Source organism: Paenibacillus sp. VCA1, assembly GCF_031583795.1.
Taxonomy (GTDB): Bacteria; Bacillota; Bacilli; order Paenibacillales; family Paenibacillaceae; genus Paenibacillus_AQ; species Paenibacillus_AQ albilobatus.
This window is the reverse complement of the sequence record NZ_JAVLSX010000007.1, coordinates 212,166-237,882: the sequence shown is the minus strand read 5'-3', so window position 1 is coordinate 237,882 and position 25,717 is coordinate 212,166. Positions and strand designations below refer to the sequence as shown.

Annotated in this window: 19 protein-coding genes and 1 pseudogene; 19 read left to right on the top strand and 1 reads right to left on the bottom strand. The window is 46.9% G+C overall.

Features of this window, described 5'->3' with window-relative positions; genetic code table 11:
* The first annotated feature begins 12 nt into the window (after nucleotides 1-12).
* The 8 genes from RJP21_RS17780 (at nucleotide 13) to RJP21_RS17745 (ending at nucleotide 9,752) form a co-directional block, all read left to right on the top strand.
* Nucleotides 13-1,746 carry an extracellular solute-binding protein gene (locus RJP21_RS17780; protein ID WP_310860466.1) on the top strand — a complete coding sequence of 578 codons (1,734 nt, stop codon included), beginning with the start codon at nucleotides 13-15 and terminating at the stop codon, nucleotides 1,744-1,746.
* Nucleotides 1,747-1,843: 97 nt separating this feature from the next.
* Nucleotides 1,844-2,014 carry a hypothetical protein gene (locus RJP21_RS17775; protein ID WP_310860465.1) on the top strand — a complete coding sequence of 57 codons (171 nt, stop codon included), beginning with the start codon at nucleotides 1,844-1,846 and terminating at the stop codon, nucleotides 2,012-2,014.
* A gap of 207 nt (nucleotides 2,015-2,221) precedes the next feature.
* A complete protein-coding gene (locus RJP21_RS17770) occupies nucleotides 2,222-2,827 on the top strand; it encodes an SGNH/GDSL hydrolase family protein (RefSeq protein ID WP_310860616.1) in 606 nt (201 codons plus the stop codon).
* A gap of 83 nt (nucleotides 2,828-2,910) precedes the next feature.
* A complete protein-coding gene (locus RJP21_RS17765) occupies nucleotides 2,911-5,277 on the top strand; it encodes an excinuclease ABC subunit UvrA (protein ID WP_310860464.1) in 2,367 nt (788 codons plus the stop codon).
* On the top strand, nucleotides 5,274-6,242 hold the full coding sequence (locus RJP21_RS17760; protein WP_310860463.1) for a serine hydrolase domain-containing protein: 969 nt from the start codon (nucleotides 5,274-5,276) through the stop codon (nucleotides 6,240-6,242). Before RJP21_RS17765 ends, RJP21_RS17760 begins: the two co-directional genes overlap by 4 nt.
* A 157-nt stretch (nucleotides 6,243-6,399) precedes the next feature.
* Complete coding sequence (locus tag RJP21_RS17755; protein WP_310860462.1) at nucleotides 6,400-7,158, top strand: cyclase family protein; 759 nt, start codon at nucleotides 6,400-6,402, stop codon at nucleotides 7,156-7,158.
* A 318-nt stretch (nucleotides 7,159-7,476) separates the two neighbouring features.
* Complete coding sequence (locus tag RJP21_RS17750) at nucleotides 7,477-8,592, top strand: kanamycin nucleotidyltransferase C-terminal domain-containing protein (RefSeq protein WP_310860461.1); 1,116 nt, start codon at nucleotides 7,477-7,479, stop codon at nucleotides 8,590-8,592.
* A 128-nt stretch (nucleotides 8,593-8,720) separates the two neighbouring features.
* On the top strand, nucleotides 8,721-9,752 hold the full coding sequence (locus RJP21_RS17745; RefSeq protein WP_310860460.1) for an aminoglycoside phosphotransferase family protein: 1,032 nt from the start codon (nucleotides 8,721-8,723) through the stop codon (nucleotides 9,750-9,752).
* 283 nt (nucleotides 9,753-10,035) lie between these two features.
* Here RJP21_RS17745 and RJP21_RS17740 read toward each other — a convergent pair whose 3' ends face one another.
* On the bottom strand, nucleotides 10,036-11,076 hold the full coding sequence (locus RJP21_RS17740) for an NAD(P)-dependent alcohol dehydrogenase (protein ID WP_310860459.1): 1,041 nt from the start codon (nucleotides 11,074-11,076) through the stop codon (nucleotides 10,036-10,038).
* 266 nt (nucleotides 11,077-11,342) lie between these two features.
* On the opposite strand from RJP21_RS17740, the gene RJP21_RS17735 reads away from it, so the two are divergent.
* From RJP21_RS17735 to RJP21_RS17685, 11 genes and pseudogenes are all read left to right on the top strand, one after another.
* Nucleotides 11,343-11,765, top strand: a complete 423-nt coding sequence (locus RJP21_RS17735; protein WP_310860458.1) for a MerR family transcriptional regulator — start codon at nucleotides 11,343-11,345, stop codon at nucleotides 11,763-11,765.
* Nucleotides 11,758-12,003 (top strand): annotated as a pseudogene (locus RJP21_RS17730) (cupin domain-containing protein); the annotation flags it as partial. The gene RJP21_RS17735 and the pseudogene RJP21_RS17730, both read left to right, overlap by 8 nt.
* A gap of 357 nt (nucleotides 12,004-12,360) precedes the next feature.
* Entirely contained in the window at nucleotides 12,361-12,747 is a 387-nt protein-coding gene (locus tag RJP21_RS17725; protein ID WP_310860457.1) for a VOC family protein, read from the top strand.
* Nucleotides 12,748-13,140: 393 nt separating this feature from the next.
* Nucleotides 13,141-15,072 (top strand): fructose-1,6-bisphosphatase, encoded by a 1,932-nt coding sequence (locus tag RJP21_RS17720; protein ID WP_310860456.1) that lies wholly within the window; start codon nucleotides 13,141-13,143, stop codon nucleotides 15,070-15,072.
* Between the two features lie 665 nt (nucleotides 15,073-15,737).
* The gene (locus RJP21_RS17715) at nucleotides 15,738-16,415 is read left to right on the top strand and encodes a response regulator transcription factor (protein WP_310860455.1); all 678 of its coding nucleotides are present in this window, start codon (nucleotides 15,738-15,740) and stop codon (nucleotides 16,413-16,415) included.
* Nucleotides 16,412-17,779: a sensor histidine kinase gene (locus RJP21_RS17710; protein ID WP_310860454.1), complete on the top strand. Its 1,368-nt coding sequence runs from the start codon at nucleotides 16,412-16,414 to the stop codon at nucleotides 17,777-17,779. Before RJP21_RS17715 ends, RJP21_RS17710 begins: the two co-directional genes overlap by 4 nt.
* An 85-nt stretch (nucleotides 17,780-17,864) precedes the next feature.
* On the top strand, nucleotides 17,865-19,601 hold the full coding sequence (locus tag RJP21_RS17705; RefSeq protein WP_310860453.1) for a S41 family peptidase: 1,737 nt from the start codon (nucleotides 17,865-17,867) through the stop codon (nucleotides 19,599-19,601).
* A gap of 116 nt (nucleotides 19,602-19,717) precedes the next feature.
* Nucleotides 19,718-19,942, top strand: coding sequence for a hypothetical protein (locus tag RJP21_RS17700; RefSeq protein WP_310860452.1), 225 nt, complete (start codon nucleotides 19,718-19,720; stop codon nucleotides 19,940-19,942).
* 68 nt (nucleotides 19,943-20,010) lie between these two features.
* Nucleotides 20,011-20,334, top strand: a complete 324-nt coding sequence (locus RJP21_RS17695; protein ID WP_310860451.1) for an ArsR/SmtB family transcription factor — start codon at nucleotides 20,011-20,013, stop codon at nucleotides 20,332-20,334.
* Between the two features lie 96 nt (nucleotides 20,335-20,430).
* Entirely contained in the window at nucleotides 20,431-21,432 is a 1,002-nt protein-coding gene (locus tag RJP21_RS17690) for an NADP-dependent oxidoreductase (RefSeq protein ID WP_310860450.1), read from the top strand.
* A gap of 612 nt (nucleotides 21,433-22,044) precedes the next feature.
* Complete coding sequence (locus RJP21_RS17685; protein WP_310860449.1) at nucleotides 22,045-25,221, top strand: bifunctional cytochrome P450/NADPH--P450 reductase; 3,177 nt, start codon at nucleotides 22,045-22,047, stop codon at nucleotides 25,219-25,221.
* Nucleotides 25,222-25,717: the final 496 nt, after the last annotated feature.

Here is a 25,717-nt window from a genome sequence, read left to right as displayed (position 1 = left end):
GTATAAAAGGTTATGCCTTTTATATATAAACTTCCAATGGAAGGGGATTGTAGGATGAGGAAGAACAGGCGCAAAAGTGTTCTTGCCATGGCACTAATCGCTTTATTGCTGTTAGTGACCATGACGGCATGCACGGGAAAAGGCAAAGAAGAGAAAACAGGCACGGTTGACCCGGGTCCGAATAAGTCAGGTACTGAAGAAATAAAGCCGGTAACCTTGACTTTCCTCAGTGCTTGGAACGGCGGCGGAGCCGGTTTCCCGCAGGATCAGAAAAATAATCCCGTAGCCCAAAAAATCAGGGAAAAAACGGGGGTCACGTTAAACCTCGAATCCATCACGACAAGCGAAGTGGAAAAATTAAACACCATTTTTGCTTCCGGCACGGTTCCGGATATTGTTAACGCCCCTTTCTGGTCTACTACAGGAGGAGAAGGACAAGTCATCAAGAAGGCGGCCACGGAAGGACAGCTTCTGGATTTAACCCCTTATCTCGATAAATACCCGAATATTAAAAGACTGGTGACGACCGGGATTGCGAAAGATTTTGCCGAGTTCGATCTTAATAGTCCCGATTTTAAAGGCAAGACGTATCTCATTCCTACGGAGACACCGGACGGAACCCCCGAGAGCATTCACAATTGGAATTACGGCCTTTTTGCCAGGGGAGATATCCTGAAAGCTTTAAATGTAAAAGCGGAGGATATTGATACGCAAGACAAACTATATGATCTATTGGTCAAAATCAGAGATGGCGGTTTCAAGGATATTGGCGGGAAGCCGGTCATCCCGGCCGGAACGATGTGGAATGGATGGGATTACGGCCAATTCCTTGCCGGGTGGTCAGATTACTCGATTTCGGACTTCCGCAAAGAGGACGGGAAACTGATCCACTGGACGCAATCCAAGGATTATGAAGCTAAGCTGTTATACATGAGAAAGTTATTAAAGGAAGGTTTGTTCGATCTTGAAGCCTTCAACAATACGAGCACAACAGCGAATGAAAAGCTCACGACGGGCAAGCTCGCCGTATTCGGTGCCCAACCGATGTTAGCCGATTTACAAAAAACGCTTTATAAGACGAATCCGGAAATGCAATATGAACTACTCGGACCCATGAAAAATAAGAACGGAGAAATTCGTACGCAAGTGGAAAAACCCGGCCGTTCCGGCTTCCCTGTCCTTTTCTTAAGCGCGAACATCAAAGATCCCGATGCGGCTTTACGGTATATTGATTATGTCAACAGCGAAGAAGGCCGATTGCTAGCGTATTTCGGGATCGAAGGAACGCACTACACCATGCAAAACGGAGTACCGCAGTGGATTCCGGATGTAAAAAAACAATTCGACGAAAACCCGGATCTGAAAAGGGACGCGGGGCTCAATTTTCTACCAGGAAGGTTCATCGGGGCATTCTCCAATGAAGTCACTTGGCCTACGCCCGAAGATCAAAAAACGAAGTGGCAAAAGCTGGAGGAGAGCTTCTCGGCAAAAATGCCTATCAAAATCATAGACAAGGTAAGCGCCAGCTATCTCGAAAGAGAGTGGCCCAAATATCAGGAATTTATCAGTAAAACCAGCAGTTTGAATTTCGACGACGAATTTAAGAAAGCATTTTTTGCGGCGTCGGATCAAGAAGCTCTAAATATACTTCATAGTATTCAAGAAAAATTCAGAGCGGCCGGCGTGGAAGAAATGGCGGAGTTCGTGGCTCAAAAAGCTGCGGAAAGAGATGATGTAGGGTTCTAGTAAAGGATTATGGGATGGCTTCATTGCCATCCCAATTCACTTTCTAACCGTACTCAAATTCACATGATTTGATTAAACGATTACAGGGGGAAAACGCATGTTGAACGTTGCGATGTTAAGCAAGTGGCATGTGCATGCCGCTGATTACGCAAGAAGGCTGCAAAATCATGGAAACGTTAAGATCACGGCCGTCTGGGATGAACAGCCTGAACGCGGAAGCGAATGGGCTGCCCAAATGGGAACGGATTTTGAAGCGGATTTGGATTAGGGGACATTACGCTTTTGCGCATTCGTAACGGTCACGACGGTGCTTTGAACAATTGGCTGCCGGAATACTGGTATGATGAAGGCATCCGGATTTTTAATGGATGTGTTTTCTCAAATAAATGGGCAGGATTGCGCAGGTCAAAGGCGAATTGAATAAACAAAAAACTGTTTTTATTTAAGTCGGAAATGGAAGGATCATGTGAGCATTATGAACCTATCGGCAACAATCAGCAATTTGGAAAACGGCAAACAGCAGCATATCGTCGTTTATGGAACCAGTCTAACCGAAGGCGGCGCTTGGGTCAGCGGATTAAAGGAAATTCTGGATCGTCGGTTTCCGGGGCAAGTGAAGTTGACCAACAGCGCCAAAGGTGGACAATGGTCAGACTGGGGAGTTGAAAATTTGGAGGAACGTGTAATTGCTCTTGCTCCCGACGCCGTTTTTCTGGAATTCGCTATAAACGATTCATTTTTGCCTTATCAGACGAGTGTTACGAAATGCGGTGAAAACCTGAATGCCATGATCGATCGAATTCACGCTGCCAACAAGAATTGCGAAATTCTGTTGATGACCATGAATCCACCGGTTCGGGAACCCCTGAAAATCCGACCTCTGATTGAGGAATATTATCAGGTGTACAGAGATACCGCTCGTAAGCGCGGGCTTTTGCTCATAGACCACTACTCGGTTTGGCGGAGCATGTTAGACGATAATCCCGCCGAATTCGACCGGCTTGTTCCGGATGGACTTCACCCTTCGGATGAGGGCTCGACTAAAATAACGCTTGCCGAAATCGTCAGGACCTGGTTGTAGCAGAAACGGAGCCTTGACGAATCATTAAGGAGCCTGCCTCCTAGGTAGGTTTTAAGAGATCATATTATGAAAGGCAGCGTACGATGAACGAATATATCGAGATAAAGGGTGCTCGGATTCATAATTTGAAAAATATCGATCTTCGAATTCCGCGGGGCAGACTGACCGTGATCACCGGAGTATCCGGCAGCGGGAAATCCAGTCTCGCATTCGACACATTGTATGAGGAAGGCAAACGCCGTTACCTCATGTTTTCTGGTACGCAGTTCATGGTGGATGCAGCACCGACCTTTGATCAAATCACAGGTTTAGCCCCTACCGTCGCAGTGGAACAGAGAATTATTCGCCAATCCAATCCACGTAGCACTGTTGGGACGCGGACAAAGATCGGCAATATGCTCGCCGTTTTATTTGCTACATATGGCAAGAGAGACCCAAGTTACGACGATGGGCTTTCCCTAAGCATGGACATGTTCCAGAGGAACTCACCGAAAGGAATGTGCGTAAAGTGCTTAGGTAATGGAAACTTGTATTCCATTGATGAAGATAAGATATTTTCAGACGGAAAAACGCAGTTAAAAGATCTATTAGTCGAAAGGTTGCTATATCGGGGAGGGGCAAGAAAGAGGTTAGACGAATTTTGTGCTTATCATGGACTGACTGTAGCGCAACCACTTCATACATTGAGTGATGAACAACTGTTAGCTTTAAAATATGGAGACCGTGGAAAGACAAGTTTTCAGGGTGTCATTCCATGGCTGCTGAATGGATTTAAATGTGGTGAAATTAGCGGAAGGCAAAATGGCATTTTATCTGAAGCCTACGGTAAGAAGGAACGTTGCACCAAATGTGAAGGAACCGGCTTGGGTGAACAGGCAAGGCATACAACAATAGCTGGAAAAACCATCACTACGCTTGAGAATATGTATATTAAAGACTTGAATGATTTTTTAACAAAGGAAAAGTCCGGGTTACCCGGTATGACACTTATCAACGAGATTATCCTTAAGCTGGATTGTATGGTTGATGTGGGCCTTCACCATCTTTCATTGTCGCGACCTGTCCCAACCTTATCGGGCGGTGAAATACAACGCTTGTTTCTCGCTTCTTTTATCATAGCTCAAATGGATTCGATCATCTTTATATTCGATGAGCCGACCATCGGTTTACATGAAATTGAGAAAGCAAAGCTCATACAAATCATTCAAAATCTTGTTCATCGGGGAAATACGGTAATCGCCGTTGAACACGATGAAAATTTTATGCGCGCTGCGGATTATATCGTTGATCTAGGACCCGATGCTGGGTTTTACGGAGGCCAGCGTATCTTTCAAGGCAGCTTCGACGATTTTATGACCTGTGAATTATCGAGAACCGCACCATATTTAGCCGATCAAAGAAAGCTGCCAGTAAAGACGACATATTCTAAGATAAATCCGGCAAAGATGCTGACGATTGAAAATGCATGCCTGCATAATCTTCGAAACCTAACTGTACAAATCCCCCTCGGTGTAATGGTAGGGATCGCAGGCGTATCGGGCAGTGGGAAATCGAGTTTGATCTCAGGCACCTTGGTGCCAAAACTAAAAGAGCTTCTTACAATCGCAGATGAAGATGAAGAAACGGTATTTTTGTCCGATGTAAAGGTAAGTGGGATCGAATATATCAAGAAATGCTTCGTCATTGATCAAAAGCCCATAGGAAGAAGTCGAACTTCATGTCCGGCTACCTACACGGGGATTTTCGATCGGATCCGAAATAGGTTTGCAAGCACGTCTGATTCGATAGAGAGAGGATATGGAGCAGGATTATTTTCACTGAACTCCGAAGGTGGATGCCGTCAGTGCAAAGGTGATAGAGTGATTCGATATCATGTAGGTTTTGGAAACTATATCGAACAAAATTGCGACGCTTGCGGAGGAACAGGTTTTATAGATGAAGCCATGGAAATAACGATCGAAGGCAAAAATATACGGCAAATCCTCGAAATGAGCGTATCGGAAGCGATAGCGTTTTTCGGAAATGAGGAAAGTGCCGCATATGATAAGAATATCTGCCATATACTCCTTACTCTTGAACGAGTAGGGCTTGGGTATATTAAGCTTGGGCAGCAAACACCGACCATTTCCGGCGGGGAGTCTCAACGGATTAAGCTCGCGAAAGAGCTTGGCAAGCAATCCGGTAAGGATCGTTTGTATATTCTCGATGAGCCTACGACCGGATTATCATTTTCCGATAGTGAAAAGCTTATCAAGCTGATGCTGGAATTAACTGAGCACGGGAATTCGATCATTGTGACTGAGCATGACCCCGTAGTGTTAAGCAATTGCGATTATATTATAGAGTTGGGTCCAGGAGGCGGGAGTGATGGCGGGTTTATTATTGCGACCGGAACTCCGGAGCAATTGAAAAGAAACGAAAAATCGATTATCGGCAGGTATTTGAGATGACCTTAGAGCTGCAATATTCCACGCCCCAGGCGGAAGGCATGGATGCGGAGATGTTAGACAGTCTTGATTATTTTCTTAAACAAAGGCGGTATCGGCTTGTCAACAGCGTGCTTGTTGTGAAAAACGGCAAAATTGTATTTGAAAGATACTGCAACAAATATAATGAAAATAGCAGAAATAATATTAAATCGATATGGAAAAGCATTCTTTCACTCCTAACGGGGATTTGTCTTGATAAAGGCATGATTCGAAGCCTGGACGAGCCAATCGGCGATTACTTGCCCGCGTTTCAAAAGGGTGTCCATCCTTATCATAAGGCGATAACGATCCGACATCTTCTCACCATGTCATCTGGGATTTACTGGAACGGCGGCGTTCATTATCATTGTCCAATGGTCGAGCAAATGAAGCGGACGAGGGATTGGATCGCGCATGTCGCAGATGTTGCGATGAAGGACTATCCTGGAAGCAACTACGCATATAAAGAATGGGATGCGCTATTGCTATCGGCTGTTATTGGAAATGCTTTCGGAAATACATCTTATGAACTGTGTGAGGAACTGTTATATAAGCCTTTAGGCATATTGAGCGGAAAATGGGCTGAAAGCCCTTGTGGTGTATCGTATACCGTAATGAAGGGAGAGGAACATTCTGATTTATCTGCCAGAGATCTTGCGAAGATAGGATTGCTAGTTCTAAACGACGGCATTGTAGAAGGCAAACGTATCATTTCTGAACATTACATTAAGGAAATGCTAAGGCCGACCGGGAACAACAGCTCATATGGATATTTATGGTGGATATTAGAAAATGGCTATGGATGCAGGGGATTTGGCGGACAAGAGATCAATATTCTGCCTAAACATAACATGATAACAGTTATCCAAGCTACCCCCACTCCATCAAGCAAAACTTATGGAGATATTCATAAGGAAGTTCTTGAGAAATCTGTTGTTTTAGCATAATATGTTCTAGCAAAAGGCGGAAAGTATAAGTGGGTCGAACAGTTGGAGCAGACTCACTGCTCAAAAGGATGCCATAAAACGTGACAGTCGCCCCCTGCTTTTGGTGCAATTTGGTATAATATGAATGAATCAGAAGGAGAGGGGAGAGAAAACCACCATGAAGCTTATTGATTTGAGCGTGCCGATTAGTCCGCGTATCCGCGAGCCGCTGCCGGCGAAGATCGAATATGCAACCCATGAAGATGGTGCGCGGCAAGCGGCCGAGATACTTGGACTGAAGCAGGAGGATTTTCCAGAGAGCAAGGCGTGGGCAACGGAAATGGTGACGCTGAATACCCATTCGGGTACTCATATCGACGCGCCGTGGCATTACTGGCCGGTCTCGGAAGGGAAACAAGCAAGGACGATTGACGAACTGCCGCTCGAATGGTTTTATTCCGACGGCGTGGTGCTCGATTTTAGCGCGAAGCCGCCGGGATATGAGATTACGACAGACGATCTGATCGCCGAGCTGAAACGGATCGGGTATACGCTGAAACCTTTCGATATCGTTCTCATTCGGAGCGATGCGGACAAACGGCTGTATCACGAGCATTATGCATTTCTTCATGCCGGGGTATCGGCCGAAGCTACGCTGTGGCTTCTGGACCAAGGCATCAAGGTTGTCGGTACGGACGGCTGGGGCTGGGATATTCCGCTCAACCTGCAGGCTGAAGCGTATAAAAAGCAGCCGCGGGAAGGCGTGCTGTGGGCAGCGCATTATGTCGGCAAGGACAGGGAATATTGCCAGATTGAAAAGCTGGCTAACTTGGACAAAATACCGAAACCGTATGGCTTCAAAGTGTGCTGCTTTCCGATTAAAGTCGAAAAAGCAAGTGGTGGCTGGGCCCGTCCGGTCGCAGTCGTGGAGGAATGAGACAAAAAATATAGCAAGCATCAACATGTTGTTGGATGTAATAAAAAGACGGCAGTCGGTCTAGATGATCGGCTGCCGTCTTTTCGTTGGCGGACAAATTGGTTTCAAATGCCAGGTCGGGAGAAAAATAGTTCACGAATATGATCCATATCCCAAAATTTGATTAAACCTGTTTTAAGCTGACAGTCTTTTTATAAGTTGCGACCATTCAGGGGAAGTTTGTTTTTAATTACCTTTTCCCTTCACTTCTACGGGATGACAACCTAAACTTGAAGTACTACAAAACCTAGACTTGAAATATAACATGGAGGTTATCTGATGGTTGATGTTTTTGCTGTGGCTGACATCGTTGTCAAACATATCAAGACCCATTACCCCCAGGATGTTGCTATTGTCGGCTATTACGGTTCTTATTTGCAGGGTCGGGCGACGGAGCGATCAGATTTGGATTTCTTCTTCATTCCGGCCACGGACAGAGGAAGAAAAGTTGAGTGCCAGTTTATCATCGACGGTATAAGTTTTGATTTCTGGCCGATCGGATGGGATCGTGCTGAAAGAATGGCAACATCTGAAGATTGGAAGACGACCATTATAGCAGACTGTGAGCTTTTATATGTACGATCCGATAATGATCTTGCCAGATTCATGGAGCTTCGTGAGAGGATATCCAACATGGGGAATGAATCCAACGCTGCTGCTTTCATTAGCAAAGCCGAGTCTGCAGTAAAGGAATGCCTTATCGGCATCGCTAAAATGCGGCTTGCCGAATCTTCCCATGAACTGACTTACTGTCGAACCGAGGCTCAGGAGATTGCGATAAATATTTTCATGTGTCTTGGCTTTTTGAACCAAATCTATTATACGCGCAGTTGGGGCCATTATCGTGAGCAAGTCCGAAATCTTCCCATTAAGCCGGATCGACTCGATCAATACCTTGATATCATTATGTTCAGTACAACTCCTGATGAGATTATATCAGCATGTGAGAAACTGACTGATGATACGCTTCGCCTTATATCGGAGCGACAAAACAGACTACAAGAAATCCGCTCCTACAAAGCGCGAATGAAGGGGTATTACGAAGAGGAAAGAGGAATGATGAACAAACTGCTAACCGCGTGCGAAAAAGGACATTACGAAACAGCCTTCTTCGTTGCTATCGGTGTACAAGATGGGCTAGCCCGAATGTTGTACGCGGCGGAGAGGGGAAGTTGGCCTAGCCATGTTGACATGGGTGAGCATCGCGAATTTTACGTCCGTTACGGGTATCCGGATCTTGTCGCGCTTTTGGATCCAACAGATTTTGAACCGTTGCGATTAGCCGTTCTGCAGCTTATTGAGAAGTTAGAAAATCACCTCAAAACAGAAGGTGTATCTTTGAACCAGTTCGACTCTGTTGCTGAATTCGAGTCATTTTATAAAAACAGGGTTTGATGTCATGTGAACTGACCGGTTCCTTATATTACATAACTGTTCCCCAACGAGGAATGTTTGTCAGTGAGCGACGAACATCAGGCATAAAAATGTTTCACCTTGTAAAAAAACGATTGGAGGACTTCATCATGAGCGAAATCAAAGCCGAAACTCTGACACAGGTTTTAAGCCAAATGCTCGGTACCAAAATCATCAGCGCCGATATCCGGACCAAACCATTGCATGGCGGTACAGTAGGTAATGTACGGCTTGTAACGGGCATTGCCAAAACCACTGACGGCGGGGAAATAACCTATAAAATCGTTTTAAAAACGCAGAAGAAATGGGAACGCTACAGCGATCCCGGTTCATGGCGCAGAGAATATGATTTTTATAAATCCAGTTTCGGCGCTCTGTTTACTGAATCATTCCGTTGGCCGGAATGTTATCACGTCGAAATGAACGAAGAAGAGAGCGAAACCCGGATATGGATGGAATATATCGACGGCATATCGGGTTTAGACTTGACCTGTGATATGTATGAACGTGCAGCCGAGGAATTAGGACGGTTCCAAGGCAAGTTATATGCCGAACAGCCAGCTTTTTTACAGAATATGACCAATCTGAGCGAAGTGGGGTATATGAAGAATTTCTATCTTCATTACCGGTCATGGAATAGAGTGTATGATTATATACGTTCCGACGATTGCGATATCCCGAAACATCTATGTAAAATGCTCATCGACGTTGATGAAAGCGCAGAGGAAATATGGAGCCGTATTGAAAAGCTGCCCATCGTGCTGTGCCATAGGGATTTTTGGGTGACAAACATCATTTATTCAGACGGTAACATCATACTCATCGACTGGGATACCACGGGGTGGGGCCATTTAGGTGAAGACATGGCAAGTCTTATCGCGGACGATGCCGATATTGAACACATGGTTGAATACTACCATAGATGTATCCCGGCGTATTACAAGGGCTTTTCGGAATTTGCGGATATTTCGCACATAACGGATAACTGCATTTATGAGATGATTCTCCTTTTGTTCGGGTACAGGCTTGTAGAGGGGTATATGGACGCAGGATCGGGAGACAAACTCCAAGAAACGGGTGTTGAAGGAACGCTGCACCTCCGTACTCTGCAAAAAATCTTTGAGATGAGGAATGAACAATGATGGGACGGCGGACTTTTCCGATTTTCAACACCAGGTGCTGAAGACGACATGAACATAACGCTTAAAAGCTGCGCATCTGCGGCTTTTTTGTTTTAACTTTGCATTAATTGATATGGATTATCCATTGTGAGGTCCGCACTGATATCGGAGCCCGGAAACATACAGCTGGTTCTTCGGTGGAACTATCGTACATGAAGATCCTAGATAAAGCGAAGGTGCCCAAAAGCTTGCATTTGAGGCACCTTCAAAATGTAATCACTTATATAACTATTATGAACGCAACTTACATCGTGCTAATATCAATGACGAATCTGTATTTCACATCCGAGGTTAATACACGTTTGTAGGCTTCGTCAATTTGGTCGGCCGATATCACTTCGATCTTAGGTACAATGTTGTGTTTTGCACAGAAGTCCAACATTTCCTGCGTCTCGCGGATGCCTCCAATCATGGAGCCTGCAAATGAACGACGATGTCCGATGAGGGACATGACATTCAGCGACAACGGCTCCCCAGGGGCACCGACGTTTACCAAAGTTCCATCGAGCGCAAGTAGTGCGAAATAAGCATCCAAATTGATACTGGCACTTACCGTGTTAATAATCAGATCAAAACGGCCGGCGAGTTTTTCGAAAGTTTCCGGATCGCTAGTGGCGTAGTAGTTGTCTGCGCCCAATTGCAAGCCATCGTCTTTTTTACTTAAAGTTTGGGACAAAACGGTGACCTCGGCACCCATCGCATGCGCAATTTGAACAGCCATATGCCCAAGGCCGCCCATACCGACTACAGCTACTTTTTTGCCCGGGCCGGCCCCCCAGTGATGAAGCGGGGAATAGGTTGTAATACCCGCGCAAAGTAACGGCGCCGCGGCATCAAGCTCGATGTTGTCGGGGATTCTAACTACGAAATCCTCAGTGACGACGATGTGGGTAGAATAGCCGCCTTGAGTTGGCTCGCCGTATTTGTCAACGCCAGCGTAGGTCGGGACATTTCCTTTGAGGCAGTATTGTTCTTCCCCTTTACGGCAGTTTTCGCATTCGCCACAGGAATCAACCATGCAGCCAACCCCTACCCGGTCACCGACCTTATATTTTGTAACATGAGGGCCGACAGCCGTGACAATTCCCGCAATCTCGTGGCCAGGTACAAGCGGATAGTTTACAGGTCCCCATTCGCCGTGAGCGGTATGGATATCGGAATGGCATATCCCCGCAAATTTAATTTCAATTAAAATATCCTTCGAATCAAGATCGCGCCGCTTAATTTCAGCTGCTCGAAACGGTTTGTCCGGACCGTCGACAGCTCTTGCTTTAGCAGTAATCATCGCCAAATCCTCCTGTCATTCTATGTTCAATCTTGCAAAGGCAATTTTATTCCCTAGAGTTAACTCTAGGTCAAGTACTGATTTTATGATAATATCAAAAAGGTATAAACGACAGAGCCATTGTTCCCTTGATATTGCAAGAAAAACTTCATCTAAACATGGTCTGTCTTCTGTAAAAGTACGTCGATAGACGTTTTTCTTATAACATGTTCTCGTAGCATTAGGATTAGCTTGAGGTCTATATCGCAAAGAAAGGAAAATCCCTGTTGAAGACATTTTCAATCAGCGAAGTCGCCAAACAATTGAATCTAACTGTATATACATTGCGTTACTACGACAAAGAGGGGCTATTGCCTTTTGTGGAACGGACAGCCAGCGGAACACGCTCGTTTAAGGAATCCGATATCGAGGCTCTAAAAATAATAGAATGTTTAAAAACCACCGGGATGCCGATCAAGGAAATTAAACATTTTATTAATTGGTGTGCTGAAGGGGATACGACCCTGCAACAAAGATATGACATGTTTCTGGAACGGAAAGCTGCCGTAGAGGCGCAGATGGAAGAACTTAAAAAAACGATGGAAGTCATCGAACATAAATGCTTCTATTACAAGACCGCACTGGATGCCGGAACGGAAGATATTCATAAGAACAATAATATCGGGGGCGCCTTTGCCTCTACGGAATAACTGGCATATCCATCGTAATGGGTTTCAAATTCTATTGGTAACCGGCGGCGAAGGCTGGTATCAGGAAGAAGGAAAAGCTGCCCAGTTCCTGAAAGTTGGTGATGTGATTGTGACCCATGATGGTGTAAAACACTGGCATGGTGCCACAAAAGACAGCTGGTTTGAACACATTGCCATCACTGCAGGCAAGCCGGAATGGCTTGAACCCGTAGCGGATGAGCATTACAACATTTTGTAATTAATGATGAAGCGGCAGACTAAATCAATGACTGACGTTTCTGCAAAAGGATCCGCAAACGGTGAATGGAGTTTCTGAACGGGTCCGACCAACTGAAGCTGGAAATTTAGAAACGCCATGACAGTCGTTCGCTTTGTATTAACAAAAATGAACCGAAAACGTGTTGAAAGTACAGGGAGCAGATTAGGCCGCGGCAGCTGCTTCTTTTTACATTAATGTAACGGGCAGGAAAGCGCATAATACTCTATGAATACATAACCAGGAGTGAAAGTGGTTTTTTCCATTATATTAACAATAAAATGGAGTATGCGAAGATACCACCCTGACCTAATTCTATTTTAATTGGAGGGATTCAATATGGATTTTCATGCAATAAGATTATGTGTCGCTGATTTCCAAGAAAGTCTTACGTTTTACAGAGACATCCTTGGTTTTCATGGGTGGCATGATCATGAACAACAATATGCATATTTTGAGGAAATGAACATTGCTTTATTTTCGCAAAAGAAAATGTTAGAAGCTATCTTCCCAGAATATCAACCGGCAGAATCCATAGCACAGCAAGCAAAATTTATCATTCAGTTTGAAGTAAAGGATGTTGACGAGTATTATCATCTCTTGAAAAATAAGGGGATCGAATTTATAAATAAACCTCATAATCGTAATGATTGGGGTTCGCGAGTTGCGCACTTTTATGATCCAGATCAAAATATCATTGAAATTTACAAAGTAAACCGCGATTAATTGTGTAAAGAAGAAGCAGCAAGAACCTATTTAACGTTCGCCGTAAAAGCCAAAAACCCCGGAACTCTATTCTGAGTTACCGGGTTTTTTTAAAACTTTTTTTGCTGCACTAATTTTCTGGGGCTGTCTTCAAGAAACCGGGGAGGCAGCTGTTTGTATATAATCGAGGAAATCAGAACCGGCACGCAGGGCGCTAATTGCATACAATCGTAATAAATAAGGAAATGAAATTGGTTTTTTGGTTAACATAACAGGAGAGAGTAATCGTATGTTAATCATGAGTCGATGCTAATCGAAAAAATGATGAATGATGTTAGAATTTTGGCTTATGTTATGATTATTAAAAGAAAGAACCTATGCATCACCATCTTTCCTTGAAGGGGGACTTCTGTTTTGGATTCGCAGTTTCTAGATTTATTGGCCCAGAAATATGATACGGAAGAAAAAGTCATCACAGAGATCATCAACCTTGAAGCGATTTCCAACCTCCCCAAGGGAACGGAGCATTTTGTCAGTGACTTGCATGGGGAGTTCCAGGCTTTTCAGCATGTATTAAGAAACGGATCGGGTACCGTAAAAGAGAAAATCAGAGCTTTGTTCGGTGAGGCTTGGACGGATCGAGAAATCAACGATTTTGCGGCGTTAGTTTATTATCCGGAAGAAAAAATACGGCTCGTCAAAGGAGACCTGTGCAATAAACAAGCCTTGAAACGGTGGTATAGACAAACGATTGAACACATGCTTAAGCTCATTTCTTATGCCTCTTCCAAATACACGCGCTCGAAATTGCGCAAAGCTCTGCCGGAGCAGTTTGTATATATTGTCGAAGAGCTTCTTTACAAGACGGATTCGACCAACAATAAGGATCCTTATTATGAGGAAATATACCGGCAAGTTATCTCCTTGGGCCTGGCTGACAAGCTCATTATCGGCCTTGCTTACACAACCCAGCGCTTGGTGGTGGACCATCTTCATGTGGTCGGAGATATCTATGACCGCGGGCCGGACCCCGATAAAATTATGGACACGCTGATCAACTATCATTCTGTAGACATTCAGTGGGGGAACCATGATGTCCTGTGGATCGGCGCCTATGCGGGTTCCCTGGTCTGCCTTGCGAATATTATCCGGATCTGCGCCAGATACGACAATCTGAACATCATTGAAGACGCATACGGAATCAATCTTCGCCCACTGCTGAACTTGGCGGAGAAATACTATGATGACAATCCGGCCTTCAGACCGAAGCTGCAGCAAGGCCATACCGTATCGGAGCAGGAAATCCTGCAGATTACCAAAATTCATCAAGCCATTGCCATGATCCAGTTTAAGCTTGAAATCCCGATTATCAAGAGACGCCCTTACTTTAATATGTCTGAACGGCTTTTGCTTGAGCAGATCGATTACGAAAACAATGAAATCAAGATCAGAGGAAAAACCTACCCGCTTGAGAATACCTGTTTCACAACCGTAAATCCGCAGCAGCCTGAACAATTGCTGGAGGAAGAACAGCAGGTGCTGGAAAAGCTGTTGTTCTCCGTACAGCATTCCGAAAAGCTGGCCAGACATATGAATTTTCTTATGAAAAAGGGCAGCCTATATTTAAAATACAACGGGAATTTGTTAATCCACGGCTGTATTCCTTTGGATGAAGAAGGAAACATGGAAGCAATGCGGATTGAAGACAAGACGTATTCGGGCCGTCAGCTGCTCGATGTTTTTGAATATTATTTACGTTATGCCTTTGCGCATCCGGAAGAAACGGATGATTTGGCGACGGATATGGTGTGGTACATCTGGACAGGGGAATGCTCCTCGCTTTTTGGAAAGAGAGAAATGACCACCTTTGAACGGTACTTTATCCAAGATAAAGAAACCCATAAGGAGAGGAAGAACCCTTACTACTATTTGCGTGAACATGAGGAGATCTGCCGAAAAATCCTGCTGGAGTTTGGTTTGAATCCGGACCATGGACATATCATTAACGGCCACACGCCTGTTAGAGAAATTCGTGGAGAGAATCCCGTTAAAGCAAACGGCAAAATGGTCGTCATCGACGGCGGTTTTTCCAAAGCTTATCAGTCTACAACGGGTATCGCCGGATATACCTTGCTGTATAATTCCTTTGGCATGCAGCTTGTAGCCCATCAGAAATTCAATTCCAGGGAAGATGTGTTATGCAACGGAACGGACGTATTGTCCGTAAAAAGACTGGTGGACAAAGAACTGGAGCGGAAGCTGGTGAGGGAAACCAACGTCGGGGAGAAGCTGCAGCAGAAAATCTCAAATTTGAAGAATCTCCTGGAATATCGCTATATGAAGTGAGACAGCTGACTGATTCAACTTGTAAGGCGACAAGAACATATACCGTTAGCCGAAAAGACCAGAACATACATGGAATTAACCGATGAACGATGGAGAGATAATTTCGCAGTAAAAAAATAAAACGATGTAATTACTTAATATTTTGGGTATGTTCGTGGCTTTTTGGCTTCCTCTGGTGTCTAATGAATTGTAAATCAAGAGGAGGTTCTCAAAATGCCAGGAGCTCATGACACAAAACCTGTTCTTCCGGATCATGTTTTAAGCCCGGTTTATTACCGGGCTGTTTTCTGCCTCGCCTTCAGCAATAGGTGTGATTTTGACTGTCCAGCAACGATGAATTGAAAGGGCAATCACTCTGGTATAGATTCACTTCATGAGATCAACGTCAAGCTGCAGCCGTTCTGAAGGATCGGCTTTTTTATTTGAGCTAACGGGGGGATTAGTCCAAAGGACTGGTTTGCGATTGATTTGAAGTATGGACATTTGCGGAAGTATCCATCGTCTTGGTCGCGAGGGCATGGATGATCATGCTAGAGATTACTGGTATCTATTATCGAAATTACGAAATTACGGTGATAACGCAACGCACTTCAAATATACTGTTCTCAGGTGAAGCTATAGCACTCACACCATCGAACTTTTTCTAAAGGGGACAGAAGGGGATTATGGCCAAAATTCTTGTCGTAGACGACGACGCACATATTCGCAAACTCATGATCTTATATTTGCAAAACGAAGGGTTTGACACTGTCGAGGCGACAGACGGGACCGAGGCGCTTTCCATGATGGAAAATTCGGTGGTTGATATCGTTATTCTCGATATTCTGATGCCGCATATGGACGGATGGGAGCTGTGCAGAGAGATCCGCAGGCTGTATCCGGAAATTCCGTTGCTGATGGTAACGGCCAAAGGGGAAGCGAGCCAAAAGGTGAAAGGCTTCCAGCTTGGGACGGACGATTATGTGACCAAGCCTTTCGATCCCGTCGAGCTTGTGATGAGGGTAAAAGCACTGTTGAAGAGGTATCGAATCGCTTCATCCCAGGTCGTTCAATTAGGCGACATCATGCTGGATCGACGAGCCCTCAAAATCTTCCGCAAAGGCGAAGAACTTATACTGCCGTTAAAAGAATTTGAGCTTCTGTTCAAGCTGGCCTGCCATCCAGGACAAATATTGACCAGAGAGCAGCTTATCGTGCAAATTTGGGGGATGGACTACAAAGGCGACGACCGAACCGTCGACGTCCACATTAAGAGAATAAGAGAGCGTTTCGCCGATGATGCCGAGCATTTCCGTATCGAAACCGTACGCAGTCTTGGGTACCGGCTTGAGGTGAGTAAATGACGAGGTCTTTATACGTCCGCGTCGTGTTAACGTTTTTGGCTGCCATGGCCGTAGGTCTGGTTGTTTCCGTTCTTGCCGGTCTCGCCCTGTTTGAGGGAAAAATAGACCGGATAGGGCAAAACGATATGATCGCTGCCGGAGAGGAGATTGTCCGAGTCTACGAACAAACGCGCCCTGAAAATCCGGATCGATTCATGCAAAGCATGGTGCAGTTAACCTCCTACTCCGTCCAACTATACGCCGGCTCTGGAGTCATGAAATCATTCAAATTCCTCCCGGACACGGATGATCTTGCCATTTCGCCGGATTCCATTCGAAAAGTCATGGAGGGGGCGATATACCGGTCGACTTCCAAGGACGAGACGACGTTCATCGGGCTGCCTTTCCAAATCGGCGGCGAGCGCCAAGCATTATTTTTGCTGCCCTCATCCAAAAACGAATCGACCCTCACTCACTTGATGTTGACCATCCTTGGATTTGTCCTGATTACGGGAAGCTTCTGCATTCTCATCGCCGCCATCTATGTTGTAAAACCGATCAAGGCGCTTACCGCCGCGACGAAGCGACTTGCGAAGGGCGATTTTGACGTGGAATTGGGCGTTAAGCGCAAGGACGAGTTGGGAATTTTGGCTCGGAGCTTTAATGAAATGGCGGTTGATCTTAAACAATTGGAGCAGATGCGTCAGGACTTTGTCTCGAATGTATCCCATGAGATCCAGTCTCCGTTAACGTCCATTTCCGGTTTTGCGAAAGCGCTGAAGGATATCAAACCGATTCCCGAAAACGAGCGCATTCAGTATCTGGATATCATTTTGACGGAAAGCGGCAGATTGTCCAGACTCGGCGATAATTTACTCAAGCTTGCGTCCCTCGATTCCAATCACCATCCTTTGGAGTACGCCGCGTATCATCTTGACGAACAAATAAGGCAGGCTGTCGTGAACTGCGAACCCCTATGGTCGGGAAAAAAGATTCGCATGGAGCTGGACTTGCCTCTGGCTGCTGAAATAACGGCAGATAAGGATCAACTTAATCAAGTGTGGATGAACCTGCTTGGCAACAGCATCAAGTTTACCCCCGAAGGGGGATTCATACATATTCAAATAACGATTCGCATGGATGAATATATCGTGACTTTATCCGATTCCGGAATCGGCATTGCGCCTGAACAACTCAGCCGCGTTTTCGAGCGTTTTTACAAGGCGGATCGGTCCCGGAACCGCAGCGCCGGCAACGGCCTGGGCCTCGCCATCGTCAAAAAAATCGTCGATCTTCACCAAGGTAGCATTCATATTCAAAGCAAAGCCGGGCAAGGCACGAATGTCGTCGTTCATCTTCCCGCCATTCCACCTGTCAAAACCTAAATCAGTTCATGCTCCGTTCATATTTCCCCCGTATTCTTCCGTATGTATCGCACCGAATACAGAAGAAAATGAGTGGAGGAGACGAATGATGAGCGTTATCGGCACGATCGATTCGGTAAAGTGGTTGACGGTGTATGAGTTGATGATGTGCATCATCAACTTATTCGTATTGACGATTTACGCGGTTCCGATCAAGAAGCATTACAGATGGTTTGATTTTTTGCCCGGCGTGGGCATGCTCGCGGCCCTGGCAAGTATTGTATCCGGAGATACTACGATTCCGGCGCTAATCATCGATTCACTGACGCTGCTTCTGTTTTTATGTACAATCAAGAGACTGTTTAAGCCTAAAGTCCGGACTGCTCCGAAGAATAAAGCATCCAGGAGCATTAGAAGCGCAATCTGCGTGTCCGGAGTTGTTCCCATTGTGATTGTAGTTATGTATGCGGGAGTATTGCGGTACAACCCGGTTAGTGATTTAAGCGGAATGCGCTACTCCCAAGCTTTCGTGGAAATGAACGAGAGATTGTCGCGCGAGTACCCGTTCGGGGAATGGAAGAAAATCGACTGGAATGAACGCCGAAGCAAATACGAGCCGATATTCGAACAGGCCGAGAAAGATAAAAACTTCGACTTGTATTATAAAACGTTAAGAGAATATCTGTTTTCTCTGCGGGACGGACACGTCAAAATCGTTAACGACAATGTATACGACGGGAATAAGGTGTTTAAGAAAGAGGTAGGAGGCGGCTTCGGACTTAGCACCGTTCAATTGGATAACGGGAAGGTGTTCGTGAATCTGATTTTGGAGAATAGCCCCGCTGAGAAAAGCGGAATCAAGCTGGGCGCGGAAATCGTGATGTGGGACGGAAAAACGGGAAAAGATGCTTTCGACCGGACGACTTGGAGCGAGACTAGCGTGGCTACGGCTGAAGCGAAGAGGTTCAATCAGGGACGGTTTATGGCTCGGGCGCCCATCGGCAAAGAAGTACAAGTCGAGTTTCGCAATTGGGGAGAGACGAAGTCCGTCCAAACGAAGCTGACGGCTTATGACGATCAATTCGAAACGCTCAAAAGGACGAGGACCAAACTCACCCAGGCCGATTTGGATGTCTCCCCGGTCGAAGGCGAACTTATGAACAACGGATACGGTTATGTGAAAATCAAGCATTTTCTCCCCGAACAAAGCGTCACCGCACCCGAAAAAAGCTTGGCGAACCTCTTAAAGAAGTTTCAGGAAGAGCACGCGAAAGGCTTGATTATCGACCTAAGGAACAATCCGGGAGGGGACGATCAGTTGGCCGCAAATCTGGCCGGTTTCTTCGTCAATGAGAAAAAACACTATGAATATGTCAGTTATTACAACAGGTACAATGGAAAGTTTGAACTGAACCGGAATGAGGTCGTCACGGTCAAACCTGCAAAGCCTTATTTCGACGGCAAAGTAGCCCTCTTGATCAACAGCGGAACCGGCAGTTCGGGGGAAGGAATGCCTCTTGTATTAAAAGGCTTGCCGAATGTAAAAATTGTAGGATTTACATCTACAGCAGGTTCATTTGGACTTATGAGCAGCCCGATCGAAATAAAGATGCCCGAGGGGTACATCCTCCAATTCCCCGATGGAAGGTCCCTCAATCAAGACAAAATAGTTCAAGGCGACGCCGACCAATCCGGGGAAGGCGGCGTGGCGCCCGACGTTAAAATCCCGCTAAACGAAGAAACGTTTCAAGAAAGCGTAATGAACGGACAGGATGTCGAGTTGAAGTATGGAATCCAAGCATTAGACCAGATAGAAAACTTGCCGAAACTGAATGCGCCATGAACCGTCAGCCTTTGAACTATATTCTTTGGTGCACAGAAGCCGGATTATATTAAGGATGACCTCTATGATTACTCACTGATACTAAAGAGAAGATTGATTTAGGGGGGCAAATCTTTGTGCTGCAGACTCTGCCGGAAAGGCTGCTTATGGCCATGCTGCGGCGCTTCTTGCGGAACTCGACGGCCGCACAGCTTGATTGCCCCTCGCCTGCGGCGACGGCCGAACTCGAGCGGATGGCCGAACAGATGCGCGTCTATTCCAAAGGTGGCAGATGGATTGTCGGGGATATGATTTCAGTTGGGATTGCCGGAAAGGGGGAATTAATCACTGCTTACGCTTGATTTTAGCAAGCACTATGATTATAATTACGTTTAAGCGATTAAACGAATGAACAGAAAGGATGGATCGTATGAGCCAGCAAACCGAGCAAGTCCTGCAACAATTTAAAGAGTCCATCCCGCTGTTGGAAGTGCTGACCGATGAAAACCGCCAAGCTATTATTATGGTGCTGGCACAGAACAAATCGGGACTGAATGTTAATGCGATATCGGGCCATATCAATTTGTCTAGGCCGGCAGTCTCCCATCATCTGAAGGTGCTGAAACAGTCTGGTTTTATACGATCCGAGAAAAAGGGCGTAGAAAATTATTATATATTGACCGTCCGCGAACCGCTCGAACAAATCAAAACCTTGATTGCTGCCATTGAAGCAGAGTGCGCTTGGCCTCAGTGACTATCGATAGACTTAAGTGGAATCCTGTAAATCAGGATTATTTTTGCCCTATTGGTTCGTTTGTTTAAACTAATAATCATAATGGAGTGATATTAAATGAAGGCTATAACCATTGAAAAATACGGGAAAAATGTTCCCTTAGCGTTGACAGAACAACCGGTGCCTCCTATCGGAGAACATGATGTGTTGGTGGAAATCCATGCAGCCAGCTTAAATCCGATCGACTATAAAATTAAGGAAGGGAAAGTAAAGCTCCTGTTGAGTTACAAGTTCCCTCTGATCTTAGGCAATGATTTCTCCGGCGTCATCGTGAAGGTTGGCGAACGGGTGAGTGCATTCAAACCCGGTGATGAAGTTTATGGCAGACCACGCAAAAGCCGTATCGGCACATTGGCGGAATACATTGCTGTACATGAGGAAGATATTTGTTTAAAGCCGCAGAATCTAAACTTTGAAGAAGCTGCATCGATTCCGCTGGTCGGACTTACGACTTACCAAGCCTTCAACGATATTTTGCATCTTCAAAAGGGCCAAAAAATTTTGATTCACGCAGGTTCAGGAGGCGTGGGGACGTTTGCCATTCAATTGGCCAAATGGATGGGAGCTTTTGTTGCAACAACAGCAAGCGATAAAGGATATGAGTTGGTCAAATCGATGGGCGCCGATCTGATCATTAATTATAAAAAAGATAACTTTGAAGAAATGCTTTCCGGATATGACGCCGTTTTTGATACTCTAGGAGGAGCGGCTTTGGAAAAGTCGTTCCGTGTTCTGAAACCAGGTGGACAAATCGTATCCATCTCTGGCTTGCCAAACGCAAGATTTGGAAAAGAAGCAAAGTTGGGTTGGATGAAAACAGCCATTTTGTCGATCGTGAGCCGTAAGATCACAGCGCTTGAGAAGAAGTTCCATGCAAGATATCATTTCCTTTTCATGAAATCGAGTGGAACACAATTGAAGGTTTTAAAAGAATTCATTGAAGGTGGCCATATTAAGCCCGTTATTGATAAGGTGTATCATTTGGAAGAGACTGCGCAAGCATTCTCGTACCTGCAAGGCGGAAGTGCCAAAGGAAAGGTGGTCATTAAAATAAAGTAACTCCTATGCTTGCTGGCTACGTATGCATTTCAGCAGACAACACGTCTAATGCTCGATAAACTGTTTTAGGTACGAGACTTATATCTCAGAAAACAACGTAGAGCTTCTTGTTATTGCATATTTATATCGAACACAATTCTCCTTGAAACAAGATGATTTTTACATGATTCAGGATATACATGGTTTTCCTCCTTGCCAGATTGAACAAACCGTATATTAGTCTCCTCCCTAATCTATAAGCATGATCCGGATCCGAAGGGTGATTGATTGCGGGGATGCGTGGGGATAAACGATCGATTCATGACTTTATCGCCAGGACGGAAGTCGTGTATGACTGAAATAATCCTGGCTGAAAAGTAACAAGCAGCCCTCGGCCTGACCGATGAATTCCGGACCTCTGGCTGATGTGCGGGAGTTCATATCATGTTATGGTAAAAGGTAGGATAGGATAGCGTTGGCAGGCTTTCGCAGCCAAGCAGCTGTCAGATCCTCCTTTTTTCTTATATTTTGACCGTATTACCATTTTGGTCAGTCGGTTTTGTCAGGCGTGTTAGCAGCCTATTATAAAGGCTGGATTAAAGAGAACCTAACAGGATGATGGAGGGAAAAAACATGACAGAAACCATTCAGGTGCCTCAGCCTAAAACCTATGGGCCATTAGGAAATCTGCCGCTGCTGGATTCCGCCGCGCCGGTGCAATCGTTGGTGAAGGTCGCTTCGGAGCTCGGACCGATCTTTCAGTTCCAATATCCCGGTGGCCGCAAAGAGATCTACGTATCCGGCCATGAATATGTGAAGGACGCTTGCGACGAAAAGCGCTTTGATAAACGGATCTGGGCTCCGCTGCAAAACGTGCGCACTTTTGCAGGCGACGGTTTGTTTACGAGTGCGACCCAGGAAACGAATTGGAAAAAAGCCCATAACATTTTGCTGTCCAGCTTCAGCCAGCGGGCGATGCAGGGTTATCATGCAAAAATGCTGGATATCGCCTTGCAGCTGATTCAAAAATGGGGGCGGCTGAACCCGGGCGAAACGGTGGACGTTCCTGCGGACATGACGCGGCTCACGCTCGATACGATCGGATTGTGCGGATTTAGTTACCGTTTCAACAGTTTTTACCGGGAAGACAACCATCCCTTTATCGACGCGATGGTGCGGGCGCTTGACGAAGGGATGAACCAGCTTCACCGCTTGGGCATCCAGGATATGTTTATGGTCCGGAAGAAACGGCAGTTTCAAGAGGATATCCAGGCGATGTTCTCGCTCGTCGACGAATTGATCCGGGAGCGTAAGGCGCAAGGCTGGAATGAGGATGATCTGCTCGCGCACATGCTGGAAGGCGTCGATGCGGATACAGGTGAGCGTCTGGATCAAGAAAATATCCGCTACCAGATCATTACATTTCTGATCGCAGGGCATGAAACGACCAGCGGCCTGCTCTCCTTTGCGATCTATTTTCTGATGAAAAACCCCGATAAGCTGCGTAAAGCGGTGGAAGAGGTGGACCGCGTCCTGAAAGACCCGATACCGACATATAACCAGGTGCGGGACCTGAAATACGTCCGAATGGTTCTAAGCGAGTCTCTGCGGTTATGGCCCACGGCGCCTGCTTTCTCGCTCTTTGCCAAAGAAGATACATGGATTGGGGGAAACTATCCGATCCAAAAGGGTAATAGCGTGACCGTGCTCATTCCGGCTCTTCACAGGGATGCGCGCGTCTGGGGGGACGATGTGGAGGCGTTCAGACCCGAGCGTTTTGAGGATCCAAGCAAGGTGCCTCATGACGCGTATAAGCCGTTTGGCAACGGTCAGCGGGCGTGCATCGGGCAGCAGTTCGCCCTGCAGGAAGCTACCTTGGTGCTCGGTATGGTGCTCAAGTATTTTGACCTGATGGATGCCGACCACTACGAACTCAAGGTAAAAGAGACGCTGACGCTGAAACCGGAAGGGTTTCGGGTTCGCGTCAACCGGAGGGGCGCCGTCATTCCGATGGGTTACGGCAGCACCGAACCGGTGGATACCGCTGCGCGCGAATCCAGCAAGCCGGCTTCATTGGCGGAAAACGCACATCATACGCCGCTGCTCGTCCTGTATGGTTCCAATTTGGGCACGGCCGAAGGCATTGCCAGAGAAGTAGCCGATCTCGCCAAGTACCAGGGATTCGACAGTCAGGTCGGTACCTTGGACGACTACGCCGGCGCCCTTCCCAAGGAGGGAGCGGTGATCATCGTAACGGCTTCCTATAACGGCCAGCCTCCCTCTAATGCGAAGGCTTTCATCGAGTGGCTGGAATCCGCCGAGAATTCGGACATCCAGGGTGTCCGCTACGCGGTATTCGGCTGCGGGGATCATAATTGGGCCAGCACGTACCAGCGGATCCCGCGCCTGATTGATGAGCTGCTGACCGCCAAAGGGGCGAAGCAGCTTCTCCCGCGCGGGGAGAGCGATGCCAGCGGCGATTTTGAACGGGAAGTTGACGACTGGACGGAGCATTTATGGCCGGATTTGATGAAGGCGCTGGGACTGCCGGTCGTGGCCAACCGCGAGCCGAAACGGAGCACGCTGTCCCTGCGTTTTGTCCAGGGCGTGGCCGCCGTTCCGCTGGCGGAAACCTACGGAGCCGTATCCGGACGGATTGTGCGCAGCTTCAATCTTCAGCATGCAGACAGCGGAAGGGTCACGCAGCACGTCGAAATTGCGTTGCCGGAAGGTGCGACTTATCGCGAGGGCGATCATCTGGGCGTGCTCCCGGTCAACCCTGAGCCATTGGTGCGGCGGGTACTCCGTCGATTCCGGCTGGATGGCTCCGCGCACCTGATTCTGGAAGCAAGCGGGAAAAACATTCCACATTTGAAGGCAGGTGTTCCGGTCCGGCTTGACGAACTGCTGTCCCGCAGCGTAGAGCTGCAGGAACCGGCAACCCGGGCTCAAATCCGGGAAATGGCAGCGTGTACGATATGTCCGCCGCATGCCAAGGAACTCGAGGCGTTGCTCGTAGAAGAGACGTTCCAAACGGACATTCGGGCGAAGAGGGTTACGATGCTCGACCTGCTCGAGCAGTACGATGCCTGTGAGCTGCCGTTTGCTCGTTTTCTGGAGCTGCTGCCGGCGCTGAAGCCAAGATATTACTCCATCTCCAGCTCGCCCCAAGTCAGCCAAGACACGGCCAGCATCACGGTTGGCGTAGTTCGGGGAGAAGCATGGAACGGCAAGGGAGAGTACCGCGGCATCGCCTCCAACTACTTGGCCGGGCTTGAACCGGGAGCCGAGGTGCTGATATTCGTCCGGTCTCCTGAATCCGGCTTTGCACTTCCGGAGGATTCCGCCACACCGCTGATCATGGTAGGTCCTGGCACGGGCGTGGCTCCGTTCAGAGGCTTTATCCAGGCCAGACGGGCACTCCAAGCGGCAGGGAAGGTGCTGGGTGAAGCCCATCTGTACTTTGGCTGCAGGAACCCGGAACGTGATTACCTATACCGCGCGGAGTTTGAGCAGGCGGAAAGGGATGGCCTGGTAACGCTTCATACGGCATACTCCAGAGTGGACGGCGTTGATAAGTGCTATGTCCAGCATCTTATGAAGCAGGACGGAGAGCTGCTGCTGCCGTTGCTCGAAACCGGGGCTAAGCTGTACATCTGCGGCGATGGGTCGCGGATGGCTCCGCAGGTGGAACAGACGATCATGGACTCCTATCGGGAAAGAAGCGGGGCAAGCCGTGAAGAAGCGGCTGAATGGCTAGCCGCGCTTGAAGCGGCAGGTAACTATGTGAAGGATGTATGGGCCGGTTGAGCCACAAGCTTCCATGTTTCGGGTAAATCGCATGATCTCGATGCCTCACGATCGACTGCCGCAAGTTGGATTATCAGGCAGCTGAGGAGCATGCTTATCCCGAATAAACGGATGGATGGGACATCATGAGTTAACACGGTATGATCAGCAAAGACAACGCGGAACGATAAATGGCAAACTTGTTGAAAAGCAAGGCGAAATGGTACTGCAAGCCATTGTCGAACCAATAGCAATAGTAGCCAGCCGCTTGACTTGGCCGGCTTTTTTTTAATAGGCGTATTTTTTCCCGCTCCTGAAGATTTCCACTCCCAAGTCTCAACGGGTAGGGCCCTTACGTTGAACACATAATAATTTTGCAAGCAATTGTTTCGGCGGCTAAATCCTCATGGGGTTTGCCACCAGCCTGCCTGGCAGCCTGAGCAATCGCCCGTCAACTTTTCAGGATAACTATGATTCATACGACCTGTTCTTCCTACGAAAAATCCCCTCCGGTTTC

What these genes read in the sequence shown, in the direction of transcription:
- RJP21_RS17780 (WP_310860466.1), top strand. Translation starts at nt 13, where the DNA reads ATGCCTTTTATATATAAACTTCCAATGGAAGGGGATTGTAGGATGAGG.
- RJP21_RS17775 (WP_310860465.1), top strand. Translation starts at nt 1,844, where the DNA reads ATGTTGAACGTTGCGATGTTAAGCAAGTGGCATGTGCATGCCGCTGAT.
- RJP21_RS17770 (WP_310860616.1), top strand. Translation starts at nt 2,222, where the DNA reads ATGAACCTATCGGCAACAATCAGCAATTTGGAAAACGGCAAACAGCAG.
- RJP21_RS17765 (WP_310860464.1), top strand. Translation starts at nt 2,911, where the DNA reads ATGAACGAATATATCGAGATAAAGGGTGCTCGGATTCATAATTTGAAA.
- RJP21_RS17760 (WP_310860463.1), top strand. Translation starts at nt 5,274, where the DNA reads ATGACCTTAGAGCTGCAATATTCCACGCCCCAGGCGGAAGGCATGGAT.
- RJP21_RS17755 (WP_310860462.1), top strand. Translation starts at nt 6,400, where the DNA reads ATGAAGCTTATTGATTTGAGCGTGCCGATTAGTCCGCGTATCCGCGAG.
- RJP21_RS17750 (WP_310860461.1), top strand. Translation starts at nt 7,477, where the DNA reads ATGGTTGATGTTTTTGCTGTGGCTGACATCGTTGTCAAACATATCAAG.
- RJP21_RS17745 (WP_310860460.1), top strand. Translation starts at nt 8,721, where the DNA reads ATGAGCGAAATCAAAGCCGAAACTCTGACACAGGTTTTAAGCCAAATG.
- RJP21_RS17740 (WP_310860459.1), bottom strand. Translation starts at nt 11,076, where the DNA reads ATGATTACTGCTAAAGCAAGAGCTGTCGACGGTCCGGACAAACCGTTT.
- RJP21_RS17725 (WP_310860457.1), top strand. Translation starts at nt 12,361, where the DNA reads ATGGATTTTCATGCAATAAGATTATGTGTCGCTGATTTCCAAGAAAGT.
- RJP21_RS17715 (WP_310860455.1), top strand. Translation starts at nt 15,738, where the DNA reads ATGGCCAAAATTCTTGTCGTAGACGACGACGCACATATTCGCAAACTC.
- RJP21_RS17710 (WP_310860454.1), top strand. Translation starts at nt 16,412, where the DNA reads ATGACGAGGTCTTTATACGTCCGCGTCGTGTTAACGTTTTTGGCTGCC.
- RJP21_RS17705 (WP_310860453.1), top strand. Translation starts at nt 17,865, where the DNA reads ATGATGAGCGTTATCGGCACGATCGATTCGGTAAAGTGGTTGACGGTG.
- RJP21_RS17695 (WP_310860451.1), top strand. Translation starts at nt 20,011, where the DNA reads ATGAGCCAGCAAACCGAGCAAGTCCTGCAACAATTTAAAGAGTCCATC.
- RJP21_RS17690 (WP_310860450.1), top strand. Translation starts at nt 20,431, where the DNA reads ATGAAGGCTATAACCATTGAAAAATACGGGAAAAATGTTCCCTTAGCG.
- RJP21_RS17685 (WP_310860449.1), top strand. Translation starts at nt 22,045, where the DNA reads ATGACAGAAACCATTCAGGTGCCTCAGCCTAAAACCTATGGGCCATTA.